The sequence below is a fragment of the Sphingomonas sp. 22176 genome (assembly GCF_052045505.1).
In the GTDB taxonomy this organism is placed as follows: Bacteria; Pseudomonadota; Alphaproteobacteria; order Sphingomonadales; family Sphingomonadaceae; genus Sphingomonas.
This window is the reverse complement of record NZ_JBQEPL010000004.1, coordinates 21387-40539: the sequence shown is the minus strand read 5'-3', so window position 1 is coordinate 40539 and position 19153 is coordinate 21387. Positions and strand designations below refer to the sequence as shown.

At 66.8% G+C, this 19153-nt stretch carries 10 protein-coding genes; 1 reads left to right on the top strand and 9 read right to left on the bottom strand.

Going from position 1 to position 19153, the window contains the following annotated elements:
• Window positions 1–99 precede the first annotated feature (99 nt).
• Genes ACTJKY_RS14735 through ACTJKY_RS14725 form a run of 3 tightly spaced genes read right to left on the bottom strand, consistent with a single transcriptional unit; the run spans window position 100 to window position 3295 of the window.
• On the bottom strand, window positions 100–1434 hold the full coding sequence (locus ACTJKY_RS14735; protein ID WP_440846888.1) for a GntT/GntP/DsdX family permease: 1335 nt from the start codon (window positions 1432–1434) through the stop codon (window positions 100–102).
• Window positions 1435–1827 carry a RidA family protein gene (locus ACTJKY_RS14730; RefSeq protein WP_440846887.1) on the bottom strand — a complete coding sequence of 131 codons (393 nt, stop codon included), beginning with the start codon at window positions 1825–1827 and terminating at the stop codon, window positions 1435–1437.
• A gap of 19 nt (window positions 1828–1846) precedes the next feature.
• Window positions 1847–3295: an N-acyl-D-amino-acid deacylase family protein gene (locus tag ACTJKY_RS14725; protein WP_440846886.1), complete on the bottom strand. Its 1449-nt coding sequence runs from the start codon at window positions 3293–3295 to the stop codon at window positions 1847–1849.
• A gap of 82 nt (window positions 3296–3377) precedes the next feature.
• Here ACTJKY_RS14725 and ACTJKY_RS14720 point away from each other — a divergent pair, with 82 nt between their 5' ends.
• Window positions 3378–4613 (top strand): amino acid deaminase, encoded by a 1236-nt coding sequence (locus ACTJKY_RS14720; RefSeq protein WP_440846885.1) that lies wholly within the window; start codon window positions 3378–3380, stop codon window positions 4611–4613.
• 4 nt (window positions 4614–4617) lie between these two features.
• Here the strand turns inward: ACTJKY_RS14720 and ACTJKY_RS14715 are convergent, their stop codons facing one another.
• The 6 genes from ACTJKY_RS14715 to ACTJKY_RS14690 all read right to left on the bottom strand — a co-directional run bounded on the left by ACTJKY_RS14715 (window position 4618) and on the right by ACTJKY_RS14690 (window position 19103).
• Window positions 4618–6726 carry an alpha-L-fucosidase gene (locus ACTJKY_RS14715; protein WP_440846884.1) on the bottom strand — a complete coding sequence of 703 codons (2109 nt, stop codon included), beginning with the start codon at window positions 6724–6726 and terminating at the stop codon, window positions 4618–4620.
• Window positions 6723–9041, bottom strand: coding sequence for a family 20 glycosylhydrolase (locus ACTJKY_RS14710; RefSeq protein ID WP_440846883.1), 2319 nt, complete (start codon window positions 9039–9041; stop codon window positions 6723–6725). The genes ACTJKY_RS14715 and ACTJKY_RS14710 overlap by 4 nt, the downstream gene beginning before the upstream one ends.
• A 67-nt stretch (window positions 9042–9108) precedes the next feature.
• Entirely contained in the window at window positions 9109–12114 is a 3006-nt protein-coding gene (locus tag ACTJKY_RS14705; protein ID WP_440846882.1) for a TonB-dependent receptor domain-containing protein, read from the bottom strand.
• 576 nt (window positions 12115–12690) lie between these two features.
• Window positions 12691–14217: a tryptophan halogenase family protein gene (locus tag ACTJKY_RS14700; RefSeq protein ID WP_440846881.1), complete on the bottom strand. Its 1527-nt coding sequence runs from the start codon at window positions 14215–14217 to the stop codon at window positions 12691–12693.
• 130 nt (window positions 14218–14347) lie between these two features.
• The gene (locus tag ACTJKY_RS14695) at window positions 14348–17401 is read right to left on the bottom strand and encodes a TonB-dependent receptor (RefSeq protein WP_440846880.1); all 3054 of its coding nucleotides are present in this window, start codon (window positions 17399–17401) and stop codon (window positions 14348–14350) included.
• A gap of 307 nt (window positions 17402–17708) precedes the next feature.
• Window positions 17709–19103: a lipopolysaccharide biosynthesis protein gene (locus ACTJKY_RS14690; RefSeq protein ID WP_440846879.1), complete on the bottom strand. Its 1395-nt coding sequence runs from the start codon at window positions 19101–19103 to the stop codon at window positions 17709–17711.
• Between the last annotated feature and the right edge of the window lie 50 nt (window positions 19104–19153).

Below are 19153 nucleotides of genomic sequence, written 5' to 3'. Positions count from 1 at the left end.
GCGGTCAGGCAAAGGGTGCGGGCAGAAATACGGGTGAAAAGCGACATCGGGGATCAGGTCTCGTCTTGAAGAGGGGAAGCGTCGCGCGCGGGGGTGCGATCAAAGCAACGCGGAAAGGGTGAGGGTCAGCACCAGCGCGACGACGGAGATCAGCGTCTCGCACACCGTCCAGCTGCGGATCGTATCGGCAACGCTCAGGCCGAAATATTCCTTCACCAGCCAGAAGCCGCCATCATTGACGTGGCTGAGCACGACCGACCCTGCGCCGGTGGCCAGCACCAGCAGTTCGGGGCGGACGGCGGGGTTGGCCGCGGCGAGGGGGGCGACGATCCCGGCCGCGGTCGCCATCGCCACCGTTGCCGATCCGGTGGCGACGCGCATCAGCGCTGCGATCAGCCAGGCGAGCAGGAGGATCGGTACGTGCCACTGCCCCGCGAGCGCCACCAGCGCGCCGGAGACGCCGCTGTCGGTGAGGATCCGGCCGAAGCCTGCGCCGACGCCGACGATCAGGGTGATCAGCGCGGTCGGCGCGAGGCATTCGTTGGTGTAGCGCTCGATCGTCGCCATGCTCAGCCCGCGCGCCAGGCCCAGCGTCCAATAGCTTACGAGCACCGCAGCGAGCAGCGCCACCACCGGGCTGCCGAGAAAGTGCAGCCCCTGATCCAGCGCCGATCCGGGGGCGGCAAGCGACGGCGCCAGGCTGCCGATCAGCATGAGCAACACCGGCAGCAGCAGGGTGCCGACGGTGATGGCGAAGCCGGGCAACGCCCGCTCCGCCACGGTCTCGCGAAACACGGCGGGCGGGTTGGCAGGCCCGAGCCGCGGGACGATCAGCCGGGCATAGAGCGGCCCGGCCACCGCCGCGGTGGGGATGCCGACGATCATCGCGAACAGGATGGTCAGGCCGAGATCGGCATGAAATGCCTGGGTCGCGAGCATCGCCGCCGGATGCGGCGGCACCATGGCATGGACGACGGACAGCCCCGCCGCCATCGGCAGCCCTAGCCGCAGCGGATGCAGGCGCAGGCGGCTGGTGACGACGAGGATGATCGGCACCAGCAGCACGAAGCCGACTTCGAAGAACACCGGCAGCCCGACGATCAGCGCAACCGCCATCGCCGCCCAATCGGCGCGGGGGGCGCCGAACCGGTCGATCACGGTATTCGCGATGCGATCGGCACCGCCGGATTCGATCATCATCTTGCCGAGGATCGTGCCGAGCCCGACCACCAGCGCGATATGGCCGAGCGCGCTCCCCACGCCGGCTTCGAACGCCTTGACGATGCCGGCCGCGGGGAGGCCCGCGACGAGGGCAAGGCCGAGCGAAACCAGGATCAGCGCGATCAGCGGGCTCAGCCGCGCGCGCACGATCAGCAGGATCAGGATCGCGACGGCCGCAGCCGCCTCGACCAGCAGGAGCGCGCCGGCCGGCACTTAGGGCTTCTTCCAGGCGATGCAGTCGACTTCGACCTTGCAGTCGACGACCATCTGCGAAACCACACAGGCGCGCGCCGGCGGGTTGGCGCCGAAATATTCCTTGAAGATGCGGTTGAACGACATGAAGTCGCGGGCATCGTCGAGCCACACGCCGCAGCGCACGACATGCTCGGGGCCGTAGCCGGCTTCCTCGAGGATCTTGAGCACGTTGCGGATTGCCTGGTGCGTCTGGGGCACGATGCCGCCGTCGATCACCTCGCCGTCCACCATCGGGACCTGCCCGGACACGTAGAGCCAGCCATCGGCCTGGACCGCGCGGGCGAAGGGCAGGTGCTGCCCACCGGTGCCGCTGCCGCCTTCGACGCCGTAGCGCTTGATGCCGTCTTCCATGGGTCGTTCCTTTTCGCGTTCAGTGTTGAAGAGTATCGTTGCGCCGCAGCAGCCGCCCGCCGCGCGCACCGGTGGCGCCGTTCGCATCCAGCGTCGCCACACCGTTGACCCAGACGCCGACGATGCCGGCGGCGGGCTGGACGGGATCGTCATAGCTGGCCCGATCCGCGATCCGCTCGGGATCGAACAGCACGAGATCGGCGGCGCGCCCGGCGCGGACGTAACCGCGATCGGTCAGGCCGAACCGATCGGCGGGCAGGCCGGTCATCTTGCGGATGGCCTCGGGCAGCGAGAGGAGGCCGCGCTCGCGAACATAGTGCGCGATCACCCGCGGGAAGCTGCCCCATAGCCGCGGGTGCGGGCGGGGGTCGCAGGGCAGCCCGTCCGAGCCGACCATGGTGAGGGCATGCGCCAGGATGCGGTCGACATCTGCCTCCGCCATGCAGTGATAGACCGCACCGGCAGGTTGCAGCCGCGCCGCCGCGGCACGCCGCGGCACGCCCCAGTCGGCGGCGATGTCGGCGAGCATGCGGCCTGCCTGCGCCGGTTCGGCATCGGACCAGGTGATCAGGATCGGCGTCTCGGGCACCACCTGGCGCAGGTCGAGCGTCGACGAACTGGCGGTATAGGGATAGCAATCGCAGCCGACCGCTTGGGTGCGCGCGGCCTGTTCGAGCCGGCCCAGTATCTCGCCGCTGCGGCCATATTGATCGGCGCCGGCGCATTTGAGGTGCGAAACCACCAGCGGCGCGGCTGCATGGCGGGCGATCGCCGCCGCTTCGTCGATGGCGGGCAGGATCGCGGCGCCCTCGCTGCGGAGATGGGTGCAGTAGAGCGCGCCGGTGCCGCGCAGCGCCTCGGCAATGTCCATCACCTCTTCGGTCGAGGCGCTCGCGGCAGTGGCATAGGCGAGCCCGGTCGAGAAACCGAAGGCACCGTCGGCGAGGGCCTCGGCCAGGTCTGCCCGCATCGCCGCACGCTCGCCGGCGCTGGCGTCGCGGTCCAGCCGATCGAGATGCCGCGCCCGCAGCGCGGTATGGCCGACCAGCGCGACGATATTGGTCGCCGGCTGCGCGGCTTCTACGGCCGCGGCATAGTCGGCAAAGCGTTCATATGCGAAGTCGCCGGGCGCGCCGAGCAGGATCATCGGATCGGGCAGTGCATCGGCCGCGGCACGGCCGGCGCCCGCGCTGATCCCGCAATTGCCGACCACGACCGTCGTCACCCCCTGAGTGATCTTGGGCAGCATCGTCGGAGCGGTGATCGCGACCAGATCGTCATGGGTGTGCGCGTCGATGAAGCCCGGCGCGAGCGCCAGTCCGCGTACATCGATCGCGCTCGCTGGCAACCGGTCCGCCGCCGGACGCACGCTGGCGATCACGCCGCCTCGGATCGTCACGTCTGCTAGGAAAGGCGTATCCCCGCTGCCGTCGTAGAGCATAGCGCCAGCAAAAAGCGTCTCGATCATCTTGTTGGCTCCGCTGACCTGATCATCGTTGTACCTGCCTCAGAAATTTGCGTAAGCAAATTGCGCAATTTGGAGAACGCAGATGAGTCCGCGGGAAATCGAGCTGAACAAGGGCGTTGGTGTCGCGGGGCAGCGCTGGAACCTGCTCGCGGGCGACGTGCCGTTTCCCGCCGCCGTGCTGAGCGAATCGCGGATGGCGCACAATCTCGACTGGATGCGTGGGTTCATCGATGCTTATGGGCTGGCGCTCGCACCCCATGGCAAGACTACCATGGCCCCAGCGCTGTTCCGTCGGCAGCTGGAGGCGGGTGCCTGGGGCATCACCGTGGCTACGAGCCAGCAGGCGCAGGTCGCTGCGGCGCACGGCGTGGCGCGCATCCTGATCGCGAACCAGGTGGTGGGCCGCGCGAACCTTGCGATGCTGGCCGATCTGGCCGCGGATCCGGCGCTGGACCTGCTGTGCCTGGTCGACAGCCCCGCCGGCGTCGCAGCACTCGGCGAGGCGTGCCGCACGCGGGGCACGACCCTGGACGTGCTGATCGAACTGGCGCCCGAGCCCGACCAGCCGGGCCTGCGCACCGGCGTCCGCACGGCCGAGCAGCTCGCAGCGGTGCTGGAAGCGCTGGACGCATGGCACGGGGTGCTGCGGATTGCCGGCATCGAATTCTACGAGGGCGTGCTGCCCGACGAGGCGGAGGTGCGCCGCTTCGTCCGCCGCGCGGTGGACGTTGTCGGACGGCTGGTGACCGAGGGGCGCGTCGAGCGGGTGCCCGCCATTCTCACGGGCGCGGGCTCGGCTTGGTACGATGTCGTGGCCGAGGAAAGTGCGGCGGTGGCGCAGGGCGGGGCCGTGCAGGTGCTGCTGCGCCCCGGCTGCTATCTCAGCCATGACGACGGCCTGTACCGCGTCGCGCAGGAGGGTGTGCTGCGCCGCAATCCGGTCGCGCCGGGCCTGGGCGTGCCACTGCAGCCGGCGCTGCGGATCTGGGCCGTGGTGCAGTCGATCCCGGACCCGGCGCGGGCGGTGGTCGCCATGGGCAAGCGCGACGTCGCGTTCGATGCCGGCCTGCCGCGTCCCGCCACCTGCTTCCGCCCCGGCCGAGACGCGCTGCCGCAATCGGTGCCCGCGCACTGGGAAGTGACCGGGTTGATGGACCAGCACGCCTATCTCGCCCTTGAGCCGGGGGACGATCTGGCGGTGGGCGACGTGCTCGCTTTTGATATCTCCCATCCGTGCCTGACCTTTGACAAATGGCGCCGCGTGCTCGTGGCGGACGATGCGTTCGAGGTGGTGGACGTCGTCGAGACCTTCTTCTGAGGCTCTAGCGCGTCAGGATCCCGATCTCCGCAATCGCCAGCCGGGCTTCGCCCTTGGCGGTGCGGGGGAAGGCGATTTCGACATAGCGGCCGCGGTGCGGGTGGCGGAAGGCTAGGCGCTGCGGCGCCTGGTTCGCGGCGATGTTGGCGAACTCGCCCATCTCCTGCACGGGACCGGCCAGCGCCGGATCGTCGCCGATCCGCACCGTCCAGGCGGCGGGGTCGCCGGCACCCTGCGGGGCATGCCAGCCGGGCTTTAGCACGAAGCCGCGCACGTCGAGGCTCCGCCCGAGATCGATGGTGACCGAGCAGGGCTTACCGTCCGGGCCGACCAGCGGCGCGATCCAATCGGTGCGGTTCAGTTCGTCGATCAGCCGCTCGGCGCCCGGCGCAGAGGCGCGCAGGATCTTCCAGTCGCTCTTGCGAATGTCGAAGCTGCGGCGGCCGACGGTGCTGGTCGCATTGCTGGCGAGATGGATGCCGATCGCCTGCACCGTGCCGCCGTCCGGCAGCAGGAAAGGTGCCGTGTAGCGGGGCGAGGCCGCCGTGGGCGTGCTCCCGTCTATCGTGTAGGCGATCGCCTGGCCGGGGGCATCGCTGGTCAGCGTGACCATCCCTGCCCGGTCGCGGACGATGTGCGGCGGTTCGAGCAGCAGCGGCGCCAGATACAGGCCGAACTCGGTGATCGCCGGGGCGGCTGCCGCTGCGGTGATCCGCAGCCGCACGTGGCGCGCGGTCACCGGTGTGTCGAGCCGCAGCACGCGCTGCGAACCGATGCCCCGCTTGCTGAGAATTTCCCGCCAGCCGCCCGCGGCCTGCACGTCGACCGCGAACCGATCGACCCGCAAGCCGAGCGGCAGATATTCGGCCAGTCGCACCACGTCGAAGGTGCGCGGCGCCCCCAGATCCAGGATCAGCGAGGGTTGCGCGGCATGGTCGTCGCTGGCCCAGAAGCTGTGCGGATCGCGATCCAGCACGTTCGCCGCCGGGTGGCCCGGGCGCGCGCTGCTCGCCGCGGCGCTCGCTCCTTTGGCGAGATCGGTGGCGTACATCGCACGCAGTGCTGTGCCGAAGGCGGTGAGGTTGCCGACATCCTCGTCGGTGATCCGGCCGCGCGTGTCCGGCGCGAGGTTGAGCAACAGGCCCGCGCTGCGCCCGACCGTATCGAAATAGATCTTCATCAGATTGGCCGGGCTGCGGCTCTCGCCATCCTCATAGGCGTGCCAGAACCAGCCATAGCGGCTGGAAACATCCGCCTCGGCCGGCCACCAGACCGATCCGCCGCGCACGCCGCTATTGCCCTTTTCGGGCGTGAAGCCCTTGTCGTCCATCGTCGCCCAGCAGGGATCGCCGGCCTCGCCTTCCTCGTTGCCGACCCAGCGGAGATCGGCGCCGACGGGATCGAAGGTGCACGCCATCGGCTGGAGCTGGTGGACGAAGTCGATGATCGAGGGCCAGTTGTAATAGGGGACCGCATCGATCTTCCGCATCTCCCGCGCGCCGCCATAATAGCCGTCGCCGCCGTTCGCGCCGTCGAAGAAGACTTCGTAGATCGGCCCATACTGCGTCAGCAGCTCGCGCAACTGGTTGCGGAAGAAAGTGATATAGGCCGGCCGGCCATAGTCCGGGTGGTTGCGGTCCCAGGGCGAGAGATAGATGCCGAACTGCAGCCCCTGGCGGCGGCAGGCGGCGGCGATCTCGCCGACGATGTCGCCCTTGCCGTTCTTGTACGGGCTGTTCTTGACGCTGTGCTCGGTGAAGGCGCTGGGCCACAGGCAGAAGCCGTCATGATGCTTGGCGGTGAGAATCAACCCGCGCAGATCGGCCGCCTTGGCCGCGCCGACGATCTGGTCGGCATCGAACGCCTTGGGGTTGAAGATCGCCGGATCCTCGTCGCCATAGCCCCATTCGCGATCGGTGAAGGTGTTGATCGTGAAATGGACAAAGGCGTTCTGCTCCATCCGGTGCCAGGCGAGCTGGCGCTTCGACGGCGTCGCCCCATAGGGCAGGAGCGGCGTGCCTGCGCGGGCGGCGAGGGCGCCGCCGGGCAGCGCGAGCGTCGCGGCGGCAAGGGTGATCGCCTCGCGGCGGGTCGGGCGCAGGAGGTTCGTCACCGAGGATCCTTCATGGTCAGCTGCACCGTGTCGATGCCGTAGAGGGGGCCGCCCACCGGCGGCGCGATCGTCAGATACAGGTCCGCCGTCGCGGCATTCCCCGCGAGCGGCGCGCTGAGCGTGAGGCGGCTTGGCGCACCGGCCGGGTCGGGAAGCGGCATCGACGCCACCACCGGCCCGTCCGCCTTCCCCGCGCGCACCAGCAGCGTGCCGTAGTGGCTGGGGGTATAGCGCCACACCACGGAGTCGCGCTGTGGCTGGCGGAGCGCGAAGTTGCGCGGCAGCCGCCCGATGGTGACGGTGACGCCGCCTACCTCGCCGAGCGGCGCGGCGGGGTAGATCCAGCACATGTCAAAGATGTTCATGCTGTAGGCCGGCCCGGCGGTCGCGTCCGGGCTCAGCGGCAATCGCAGCTGGATGCCGGGGCCGGGGCAGGGCGTCAGCGCCGCGCTCGACCGCGTCAGCAGCGCGGCGGGCCTTGTGTCGAAGCTGCGCGGGGCGGCGAGCGCACGCCCGTCCGGGGCGATGCTCGTCGCGCGGACGATCGTCCCCGGCGACACCGCCAGCTGCGTTGCATAGGTCGGCGAGGCGGCGGTCGGGGCCGAGCCGTCGACGGTGTAGTGGATCGCGCCATAGTCAGCCTGGCGCGACAGCGCGACGGCCAGCGTGTTGGCATGGAGCGCGGCGGCAACGCCGCCCGTCACCGCGAAGTCGACCGCAAAGGCGCTGTCGGCGGCGGCGATGCCCTGGCGCCGGTAGCGCTCCAGCTGCGGGTCTAGCCGGGCAAGGAAGGCAGGCCAGTCGCGCGCCGCCTTGGGCGACCAGCTCATCTCGGCCAGCGCCGCCATGCGCGGGAACAGCGCATGCTCGCGCTGCGCGGGCGTCACCATATATTCGGCCCAAAGATTGGCCTGTGCGCCGAGGACATGGTGGGCCTTTGCCGGCGCGATGGCGGCGGGCATCGGATCATAGGCATAGACGTCTGCGAGCGTCTGCACCTTCAGGCGGCCAGGTGGCTCGTCGCCGCGGCCGCTCTGCAGATTGTCGAAATAGAGCACGGGGCCGGGCGACAGCACCACATCGTGCCCCAGATTGGCCGCCTCGACCGCGCCCGCCTCGCCGCGCCACGACATCACCGAAGCCGAGGCGGGCAGCCCGCCTTCGAGGATTTCGTCCCAGCCGATCAGGCGGCGGCCATGGCTGGCCAGATACCGGCCGAGCTGCTCCATGAACCAGCTCTGTAGTTGCGCTTCGTCGGTCACGCCGAGCAGCCGCATCTTCGCCTGCACCGGCGGGGATGCCTGCCATTGTTCCTTCAGCGCCTCGTCGCCGCCGATATGGAGGATGGGAGAGGGGAAGATCGCCATCACTTCGTCGAGCACGTTCTTCACGAACGTGAGGCTGCGATCATCGACGTTGAACAGATAGGGATTGATCCCCCAGTCGCCGGAGACGGGCGGCCGATCGCCCAGCACGCCGATCTCCGGATAGGCGGCGATCGCCGCCTGGGCGTGGCCGGGCAGGTCGATCTCGGGCACGATCGTCACTGCGCGGGCGGCGGCATAGGCGACCAGCGCGCGCAGCTCCGGCTGGGTGTAGAAGCCGCCATAGCGGCCAGCCGGCGCACCGGGATTCGGCGTCTCGGACGCGCGCCACGCGCCGATCCGGGTCAGCGCGGGATAGCGCTTGATCTCGATCCGCCAGCCCTGATCGTCGGTAAGGTGGAGTTGCAGCCGGTTGAGCTTGTGCTGCGCCATCTGATCGATGATCCGCTCGATCGAGGCGATCGGCTGGATGTGCCGGGCCACGTCGAGCATCACCCCGCGCCAGGCGAAGCGGGGGGCATCGTCGATGGTCATGGCGGGCACCGGGACGCTTTCGCCGAAGCGGGCGTCTGGCGACAGCAGCTGGGCAAGCGTCATCGCGCCGTAGAAGAGGCCCGCGTCGGTCGCGGCGGTGATGCGGATCCCGCCCGGGGTCACCACCAGCTGGTAGCGCTCGTCACCCGGCTTCGCCTTGCCCGAGCGCACGAAGCGGATGGCGCCCGCCTTGCCCTCGGCCAGATCGAGCGTGATCCCCCGTGTTTGCGCGACGATCTCCGCCGCGCGCCGGGCGGCGTTGCGCGCGCCGGGATCGCCTTTCGGCATGGCGATAGTCATGCCGGTGCCGACGCGGAACGTGCCCGTCGCCGGCTGCACCTTTGCCGGCATGGGCACTAGCGAGAGCTGGGGCGGCGCAGCGACGGCGGCCGTCGAAAGCAGCATCGCCGCCATACAGGCCGCGACCATCGACGCGGCGGCTCTCGGGTTCCTCATCGCAGGGCCTTTTCCAGATCTTGGCAGACGGTGGCCGCCCGAGCGGGTGCGCGGGCGGCCATCGACATCAGAACCGCGTCGTGGCGGAGACGGAGATCTGCCGTCCCAGCGTGTCGTAGCGCTGCGGGATCGTGTTGCCGCGCGACAGCGCATAGTCATAGGTGTTGGTCATGATCGGCTGCTGGCGATCGAACAGGTTGTTGATCGCGGTCGTCAGCGTCAGCCGCTTGGCGATATGCACCCCCAGCGACAGGTCGAAATAATTGTACGCGGGGATACGGGCGAAGTCGGTGACCGCGGTCGCCGGCGTCGAGAGCGGGCCGCCATTCTGGCCGGCCGTGGTGCCGTCGATATACCGCCAGGCAATCGATGCGTAGAAGGCTTCGTTCGGCGTCGAATAGGTCGCGCGCACATTGTGGACCCAGCGCGGGGTAGGCTGCGAGCAGGACCCGCCGAAATAGCCGACGCAGTTGGTGCGCGGCTGGTTGACCGCCGCCTGACCGCCCTGGTCGGTGGTCAGGGTGCCGTTCATCAGCATGTCCAGCTTGCCCAGCTTCTCGCCCAGCCGCAGCGAATATTGCGCCTGGAAGTCGTAGCCGCTCGCATAGAGGCGGTAGGCGTTGAGGTTGCCGCCCTGGATATAGCCGGCCGAGGTGCCGGAGTTGGTCAGCTGGTAGGTCACCGGATCGCGGACGAGGCGGCTGCAGTAATAGGGATCGCTGGTGATCACGCAGCCGTCCACCGCGAAGCTCGCGCCGAGATAGCTGATCACGCTGTTGACCTGGATGATGTAGCGATCGACCGAGAAGCTGAAGCGCGGCAGGAAACGCGGCGTCAGCACGAAGCCGAAGGTGGTGGTGCGGGCGTCTTCGGGCGCGATCGGCACGCCGTTGTTCCGCTGGCGGCAGACATCGTCGACGCACCGGATGCTGCCCGGAATGCCGGCGGCGAGGCCGTTGCCGTAGAGATTGTCGGGCAGGCCGGTCAGGCGGCATGCCTCGCGGCTGGCGCGCGGGGCAACCCCGTCGATGCTAGCGCACGGATCCACGATCGTCGCGTTCTGGAAGCCCACGGTCTGGTTGGCTTCCCGAAGCCCGGGCGCGCGCGCCGCGCGATTGCGGCCGAAGCGGAAGGTGATGTCCTCGCTCGGCGAATAGACCGCCTCGACCTTCCAAGTGCTGAAGGTCTGGGAGTTGGTGCTGTACTTCGACAGGCGATAGCCGCCGTTCACCTGCAGCAGCTTGATGAGCGACACGTTCTGCACCAGCGGCAGCTGCGCCTCGACATTGCCTTCCACGACGTCCTGGCTGGCGAAGCGATCGGGGACGCCGCCATAGACTTCGATGAAGCGGGCGTTCTGCAGCCCGCGTTCCTCTTGCTTGCGATATTCTCCGCCGAAGGCCAGCGCGAGACCCTGTTCCGCCAGAGGCGAACGGATGCCGTAGCGAGTCAGGTCAGAGGTGAGATTGGCGGTGAGGTCGTAGAATTTCGCACGAAGATCGCTGACACCCAGGCCTTCGTTGAACAGATAGTTGCTGAGCGCGGCGCTACCCGGGTTGTTCGCGACGAACACGTTGAGCGGCACGCAATTCGGATCGCTGCCATTGACCACCGAGCGGCAGGTCGGCGTGCCGCCGACATTGACCACGTCGAGCGCGTTGTTGACGTGCAGCGCCACCGGGTTGCCGCCGGGCTTCCACAGCTGGCGGCTCTCGTCATAGACACCGCCGACATCGTAGCGCCAGCCCTCCGCGATCTCGCCGCGGACCGAGGCGTTGATCCGCGTCTGCGTGTTGCGGAACGTCTCCTTGTCGCGGTCGCCGGCCAGGCCGGGGAAGCCATATTGCACGCCGAGCGGGGCATAGCCGGCGCTCCCCGCCCGCGCGCCGCAGATCGCCTGCGCCTGCGACGGCGACATCAGCGGATTGTCGCAGTTCACCTGGTAGCTGCCCTGGACATAGGGGCCGTAGAGCAGGTTCTCGGACGTATCGCGCAGGTACATCACGCCGAGCGAGATCTCGGCAGCGGGCGAGGCCTTGTAGTTGACGAAGCCGCCGGCATTGTAGCGCTCATAACCTCGCGCAGCGAGGCGATCCGCCTGGTTGGCATAGCCGGGGATGGTGGAGGCGGGGGCGAAGGTGCCCGGGCTGCCGGTGACGTTCGAATAATTGGCGCCGTTGGCCGTCAGCGTGCCGTTGGGCGAGGCGGCGGTGACGCCGCAGATCAGGTTGTTGACGCGCAGCGGATTGCCGGTGTCGCGACGGAGCTGGCAGCCCGAGGCATCGCGGTCGCGGAAGCGGATGCCGTCGGCCGTGCGGTAGGTGCCGTAGACCGAGATGTTCAGCCGGTCGTCGAGGAAGTTGTGGCCGTAGGTGACGCTCAGATCGGCGCGGCCGCCGTCATTGGTCATGCCCCTCGGCGTGGGGATCCCGTAGCGCTGCGCCACCGGCGTGGAGGCGTTGTCGCGGTTGTCATGGTTGTAGAAGCTGTAGTTTCCGGAAAGCTGCAGGCCGGTGAAGTCGCGCTTGATGATGTAGTTCACCACGCCCGCGATTGCGTCCGATCCGTAGACCGAGGATGCGCCACCGGTCAGCAGGTCGATCCGCTCGACCAGCGAGGTCGGCAGCAGGTTGATGTCGACGCTTTCGGTGCCGGCAATGCGCTGGCCGTTGATCAGCGACAGGGTGCGGTTGAAGTCGAGCCCGCGCAGCTTGACGCCGCGCTGCTGGCCGTTGCTCTGCTGGTAGTTCTGCTGCGCGTCCGGCTGCACCTGGCCGAGCCGGTTGGTCACCTCCTCGAGGTTGACCGCGCCCTGCGCCTTGATCTCCGACGCGGTGATGCTCGTGATGGGGCTGGCGGATTTGAGATTGGGACGCACGATGCGGGTGCCGGTGACGATGATCTCGGGTCCGCTGCTCGGCGGCGCGGATTGGTCGGTCGGAACGACGGTCTGCGCTGCCGCATCGCCAGCGACGACGGCACCGGTGTCCGCCGGGCTGGCGTTGCCCTGCTGCGCGAGCGCCGGCGTGACCGCAAGCGCCGTCGACACCATCCCGATCGCAAGCGCCAGCATGCTCGTGCGGCCCGCAATGGGACCAAATCCAATCCTGTCCAGCATGTCGTCCCCGTTTTTTTGATTACAAAGGTATGACGGGCGACCGATCGATATGCTCAGCAATTACACAAAGAATTTTAGGAATGTTGTTATTCGTCGCTTCCGGCTCGAATTGGTCGGTGGCGAAAGCTCTCTACGCCGATCGGCAATGTGAGGATCTCGTGTATGGGCGGGCGGATTGAACATTACGCCGCAATGGCCCTGATGGAACGTTCCTTGAAGATGACAGCGAATTGCGCCGCGGATCGAGCGCAGGGAACGTGAGCGGATCGTCGATCCGGCGACCTCGCATCATTCTCACCCACACCAACCAGGAGTGCGACGAGGTGCAGTGGGGCGTTGGGTGCTGATATTGCTGGCGAAACCACGGCTGGAGAACGCTTGTTCCGGGCCGGCGACGGGATCATGTTCCTGCGCGGAGCCGAACGACTACTCGGACCGCTTTATCGCCGACTCGTTTTTTCACCCGGAGGCGAGCCTCATTTTTGTCCGACACGCTACCGTCCGACCCGCTGCGCTAGCATCGTTTTGCCCTTAGCAAGGCGATGCCGAACAGTGTCGAGCGATGAAATCCGCGTGCTGCGGCATCAGGCCGACATTCGCCGCGATCACCTTTTCGACATGGCCGACCAGCCCCAACATGTCCGCGTCGCGCACCCAGTCGACCGCGGGGTGATAGCCCTGCGGCTCGATCCCTTGCCCCAGCATCACCTGCACCCAACTGGTCAGCCCGAACATCTCGGTGCCGTTGCGGAAGAACTGCCCGTTGGCGCGGAACAGCGCGATATTGGCCGCTAGCGCCTCCGGGATCGCCATGGTGCGGACATGGTTCCAGAACTCGGTGTCGTCGCGCGTGGTGGCACAATAGTGGAGGATGATGAAGTCGCGGATCCGCTCATATTCGAACTGGCTCTGCGCGTTGTAGGTATCGCGCAGCGCCGGGTGGCAGTGCCGATCCGGGAACAGCGCCATCAGCCGGTTGATCCCCGCCTGGATCAGGTAGATTGCGGTCGATTCCAGCGGCTCGATAAAGCCGCCGGCAAGCCCGATCGCGATGACGTTCTTGTCCCACAGCTTGTGCCGCTTGCCGGTGGTGAAGCGCACCAGCCGCGGGTCGCCGAGTGCCTCGCCGTCGAGGTTGGCGAGCAGGAACGCCGCGGCCTCATCGTCGCTGATCGCGTTGCTGGCATAGACATAGCCATTGCCGGTGCGGTGCTGGAGCGGGATGCGCCACTGCCAGCCCGCCGGCCGCGCGGTGGAGCGGGTATAGGGTGTCGGCGGCCCCACCTTGGCGCAGGGCACCGCCAGCGCGCGATCGCACGGCAGCCAGTGCGTCCAGTCCTCGAAGCCAACCCCCAGCGTGTCGCCGATCAGCAGCGCGCGAAAGCCGGTGCAATCGACGAACAGGTCGGCGGCGACCGCCTCGCCGCGCTCCAGCGTGACGCTTTCGACGAAGCCGGTTTCGCCGTTGCGGTTGACCGCGATCACCTTGCCCTCGATGCGCGTAACGCCCTGCGCCTCGGCGCGGCGGCGCAGAAAGGCGGCATAGCGGACCGCGTCGAAATGATAGGCATAGGCGATTTCGGCGAGCGGCGTGTTGCCGGGCGCGTCACTGGGCGGCACCATGAACTTGCCGAGCGGCGCGGCCAGCGTGTTGAGCGAATAGGCACTGATGTCCTTCGCCTTGCCCGCCGCGCGCGCCTTCAGCCAATATTGGTGGAAGGGCAGCAGCCCCAGGTCGCGGCCGATCGTGCCGAAGCCATGGACATAGCTGTCGCCGATCTTGCCCCAGTCGTTGAACTGGATGCCCAGCTTGAAGCTGCCCTGGGTCTGGCGGATGAACTCCGCCTCGTTGATTTCGAGCAGGCGGTTGAAGGCGGAGAGGTGCGGCACGGTCGCCTCGCCGACGCCGATAAGCCCGATCTCCTCGGATTCGACCAGCGTGACGCGGATCGAGCGCCCGAACGACTTGGAGATCGCCGCTGCCGTCATCCAGCCGGCCGATCCCCCGCCGATCACCGCAATGCTGCGGATCGGCGCCTGTGGTAGCTGCTGTTGCATCCTATCCTCGAACTAGGCGGCGCGCGATTCCGGCCCGCGACGCACCCGGCCTCTACCGGCTCCTGGTGTTTCACAAAAAGAAGAGCGGGCGCTCCGCAGGGATCGGAGCGCCCGCCTCGTCCGGGGTGGATCAGAACCGCAACCCGGCCGAGAACTTCACCATGAACGGTGTCCCCACGATCGCCCCCCTGGTGTCGAACGCAGCCGAGGTCGGCAGCCCGTTGGTGCTGGACGTTACGATCGCGGCCGGATCGTAGTTCTTCCAGTTGAACAGGTTGAGGATATCGATGCGGCCATAGGCGGTGGCGCCATAGGCCAGCTTGAAGTTCTTGGTGAACTGCACGTCGATGTCCTTGTAGCCGAGGAAATCGTTCGGCTTCAGGATCGCGATGCCGGCGGTGCCGCCGCCGATCGCGTTGTACGGGTTGCAGCCCGCGATGCCGGTGTTGCAGCCATAGATCTGGCTGACCGACTGCGACGTCGCCAGCGACACCTTGCCACCGAACTGGATGCCCCAGGGCAGATCGTAGGTGCCCGTCATCACGAGCCGGTGCCGTGGCACCGCCGTCGAGCGGAGCGTCGGATAGCCGGCGATCGTCGGGTAATCGAACAGGTACATATTGCCTGCCGAGCCATAGGCATAGGAGTTGTTCTGTGCCGCCGCCGAATAGGTGTAGGACACGGTGGCGCTCCAGCCCGATGCCTTGGTGTAGGGCTTCTGCGCGGCCAGCGAGACCTGGAAGTTGCGGTCCTTGAAGCCGTTGTCCCACAGGATCAGCGAGCCGATGCCCGGCACGCCCTGGGCGCCCCACTGGCTGCCGTTCTGGTAGAAGGAGCCGTCGGCATAACGTCCGCCCCAATGGCCGTAGATGCCGTCGTAGCTCGCGATATAGGCAAGCGTCGCCTGGGTGTTCCAATCGCCGATGCGGTTGCGGATGCCCAGGCTGAACTGGTCCGCATAGGGCGTCTTGATGTTGTTGTTGATCAGGTCGACCTCGTGCGAGGTCGGGCTGGTCTGCAGCGTCGCCAGGCCCGAGGGCGTCAGATAGGCCGGGTTCCACGCATAGCAGTGGTTGACCGGGTTGACGTCTTGCTGCGTCTTGCACTGCCCGCCGCCGAAGGTATCGAGGGTCTGGGCAGACGGGAAGAAGACCTGGGGATTGTTGTTGAGCGCAATCTTGGTCGTTTCCAGCGCCAGCGTGCTGAACAGGTTGCGGTTGTACGTGCGGGCATAGCCGCCGAACAGCACGAACGAGCCATCACCGTGGAAGTCGTAGGTGAAGCCGATGCGCGGCGAGAAATTATGCGGCGCCTTCCGGTTGCTGCCGGTGCCGACATAGTCATTGATATTGATGCCGGGTGCGCCGGGCACGCTGGTCGCCAGCACCTGAGCATAGGTGTTGTTCGTCGCGCAGGTCGTCGCGCCCGCCCCGCAGAACGGCCCGTTGAGCGCCGCCACCACCGGTGCGGGGGTGACATAGTTCAGATAGGCCGGCACCTCCTCATGATCCCAGCGGATGCCGAGATCGAAGGTGAGCTTGTCGTTCACCTCCCAATTGTCCTGCAGGTAGATGCTGTACTGCTTGTCCGTCGTCGTCACGTTCGGCGAATAGCCGGGCACGACGTTGGCGAACTGGACCTGCCACGGCGTCGCGCCAACCCCGTCGGAGCTGACGGCGTAATAATAGCTGGCGTTGGTCAGGTCGGTGCTGGCGTTCTGCGTCTTGAGCTTGATCGCGCCGTAGGTGGCACCAACCTTGAACGTGTGGTTGCCGGCGAAATTGATGTTCGAGAAGGTCAGATTGTCCGCGAACGTCCAGCCCCGCTGCCGGTTGACGATGCCGACGCCCGAACCCGGCCCGCCGACATTGATGATCGAGGCGCTGTTCTGCTCGCTGTTGAACGCCGTGGGTGCGTTGGGGAACCAGGAATATTGGAACTGCGGCGCGGCCTTGGTGGGCAATGCGGCGGAGTTCGAATCCTGGTAGGATGCCCGGAACTCGTTGACCCAGTGATCGGTGCTGTGCTGCCAGCGCACGTCGCCGCGTTTGACGTCGTTCTTGTAGGGCACCGCCGTCGACGCGGCATTCTGTCCGCTGGCGCCGGTGATGTTGGTCTCCAGTCGCAGGTTGCCGGTGAACTCGATCCGGTCGTTTGCGGTCGGCTCGATGTCAATCTTGCCGAAGTAGAGATTCTCCTTGAACGGGTTGGTTACCGCGCCGAACTGGTTGGCCACGTCCTGCGGCAGCAGCGCGATCGCCTGCGCCGGCACGGCCCCGTTCGGGAAGACCGTGTTCGAGATGGCGAGGCTCTTGTGCTCCCAGGTGAAGAAGAAGTGGGCGACGTCCTTGATGATCGGGCCGCCCAGCGCCGCGCCATATTCCTTGCTGGACTGGCGTGCCTTGTCGGTCTCGCTCGGCAACGAGGCGCGCAGGTTCTGGTCGGTATAGTTGCCGAAGATCTCGCCGTGGAACTTGTTGGTGCCGGACTTGGTCTGGGCAATGATGATCGCGCTCGACGCGTCGCCATATTCGGCGCTGTAATTCGAGGTGACGACCTTGTACTCGCCGATCGCGAGCTGCGGGAACGGGTTTCCTGGGTCGCCTTCGCCGCTGGCACCGCCGCTGCCGGCGAAACCGCTACCGCTGCCGCTAGTGCCGCCACCGCTGCCGACAAAATCCTTCCAGCTGACGCCGTCGATGTAAATGTTCGCGGCCGAGTCGAGCTGCGCACCGCCACGGATGGAAGTGTTGCCCTTCTGGTCGCGGGTGAATTGCATGCCGGGAACGGTGTCGGCGAATTCGAGAAAATTGCGCGTCGACTGCGGCAGCGAGGCGATATCGTGGAGCGTCACGATCTGGTTGACCTGTGACGAACGCACTTCCACCGTTTGGTGTTTGGCCGTGACGAGGATCGTATCCTTGTCATTTGCGCCCGTCGCAGGTTCGAGATCCACCACGGAAACCGAGGCGACCGATAGCGCGACGTCGGCACTCAACCCGTCGCCCGCCGTGATGTGGTAGCTACCTGCCGGCAGACCCACGATGACATAGGTACCGTCAGCGTTGACAGTCGTGCGACGCACCGCGCCCGTGTTGACCTCGGTGGCAATCACCGTAGCCCCCGCCGGGGCGTTGCCGCGAACCGTCGAATTCGACGTCTGCGCAGCGACCGGCGCTGACATGAACAGGGCAGCGCATGCAACCAATGCAGATGTGCAGGTCAAACGCGTGCGCGCGGTCTTCTTCGTCATCCTCACCTCACTTTTTTCGTTACGCTGCAGCCTTGGAGGCAGCCGACCGGCTGACCAGCAACAGTTTGTAACCGGTTACATAACGATGAAACCGGTTACAACGGGTGGGGCGGGTGAGGTTGAAATTTTTGCTCAAGTGTGGCCAATGAGTCGCACCTTTGTGTCTACACGAGGCGGATGCGTTGTGACTTCTTGTTTGCGGCACCGGCTCGCGCGCCGAGGGCAGGGCGCCCACTCCTCAAACCAGCTGAAGGTGGAATCTGCGATCAGCGAATCTTCTGGTTGCGAAGAAAGTAGCCGCCGTGATAACCGTGGCGGCGACAGCAGGCACTATTGCGGTCAGATCAAGGTTGGTGACCGCCGCCAGGATCACTGCCCCGCCAGCGGCGAACGCGAGCGCTGTCGGGATCAACGGCCGGAGCGGCGAAGAAACCGAGAAGCTGGACTGGATCATTCTTCGCCGGATCCATGCCTTGGCGCTGTACCCCAGCAACAGCCCCGAGGCGATGCCGACCATTCCGAACCGCGCGAGGGCGAAGGACGCCACCATGCCGATGGCCGTGCCTGCAGCCGTGATCGCAAGCCCGCGGCCCGGCGCACGATACGCAAACAGCAGATCGGCAATGCCGAAGCTGGCCTGCAGAATCTCGGCGAGGCACAGGATCAGCATCGGGGCATAGGCGGCAGGATAATTTCCGCCCAGGAGGTGCAGGATTGCCGCGCCCATGCCGGCGATCAACAGGAAGGTCGGCAACTGCAGATCCAAGATCTTCCTGCTCACATCGGCAATGGTACGGCGCGCCCGATCGAGACCGAAAACTCTCAATTCCCGCGCGACGATGGGCGTCAACAGGGCATCGAAGGACTGGCGCACCTGCCGAAGGGGGGTGCACACCTGCCGTGCCACCCCATAGATGCCTGCGGGCGCATCCCCCAGCATCAGACCGACGATGTACAGGTCGACCCGCTCTGCAAGCGCGGTGACGCAATCCGTCGCCGTCACCCAGCTGTTGCGGCGCATCGTGGCGAACAGCTGTTGAAAACCGGACGGCCTTATGGTCACGCCGCGCATGTCGAAGCTCCGCAGCACCCCCGACAGCGCAAAGACGATGGCCGCAAGCGTGCCGGCGGCATAGCCCAGCACGAGCCCGAATTGCGGTGCGCTGAGCCAGAAAGCAGCGACGGACACCAGAACCGCCACATAGGGCTCGATGATGCTTCTGCAGAGCACCTCGTAGCGGACAAGCCCCCGCCAGCGCGTTGCCGCAAGCAGCAGATCCAGCAGCGCTTGCCCGGTGATGAGCGGCGCCATCCCTATCAGGGTCCAGCCGACCAGTCCCAGGCCCGGCAAGAGCAATATGGACGCAACAATCAGCACCGTGACCAGCAGGCTGACACTGACGACGATCAGGCCCATTTCGAGCAGACGGTCACCCGGCGAAGTCGAATGCTCCGCATTTTCCAGGATCTGGAAAAGCATGGTCTTCATGCCCGCACCGCCGATGGTGATGGAAACTTCAACGACGGCGAGCGCGACGCTGTACGCGCCATACAGCGTCGCGCCATATAGGACCGCCGCCACCAGCAGGAACGAAATGCGGGCCCCGAACTTGATCGCGAATCCGCCGCCCACCGCCAGCGCTCCGCGCTGGAGCCGTGCATTTCCATCGGAACTCTGTGCGT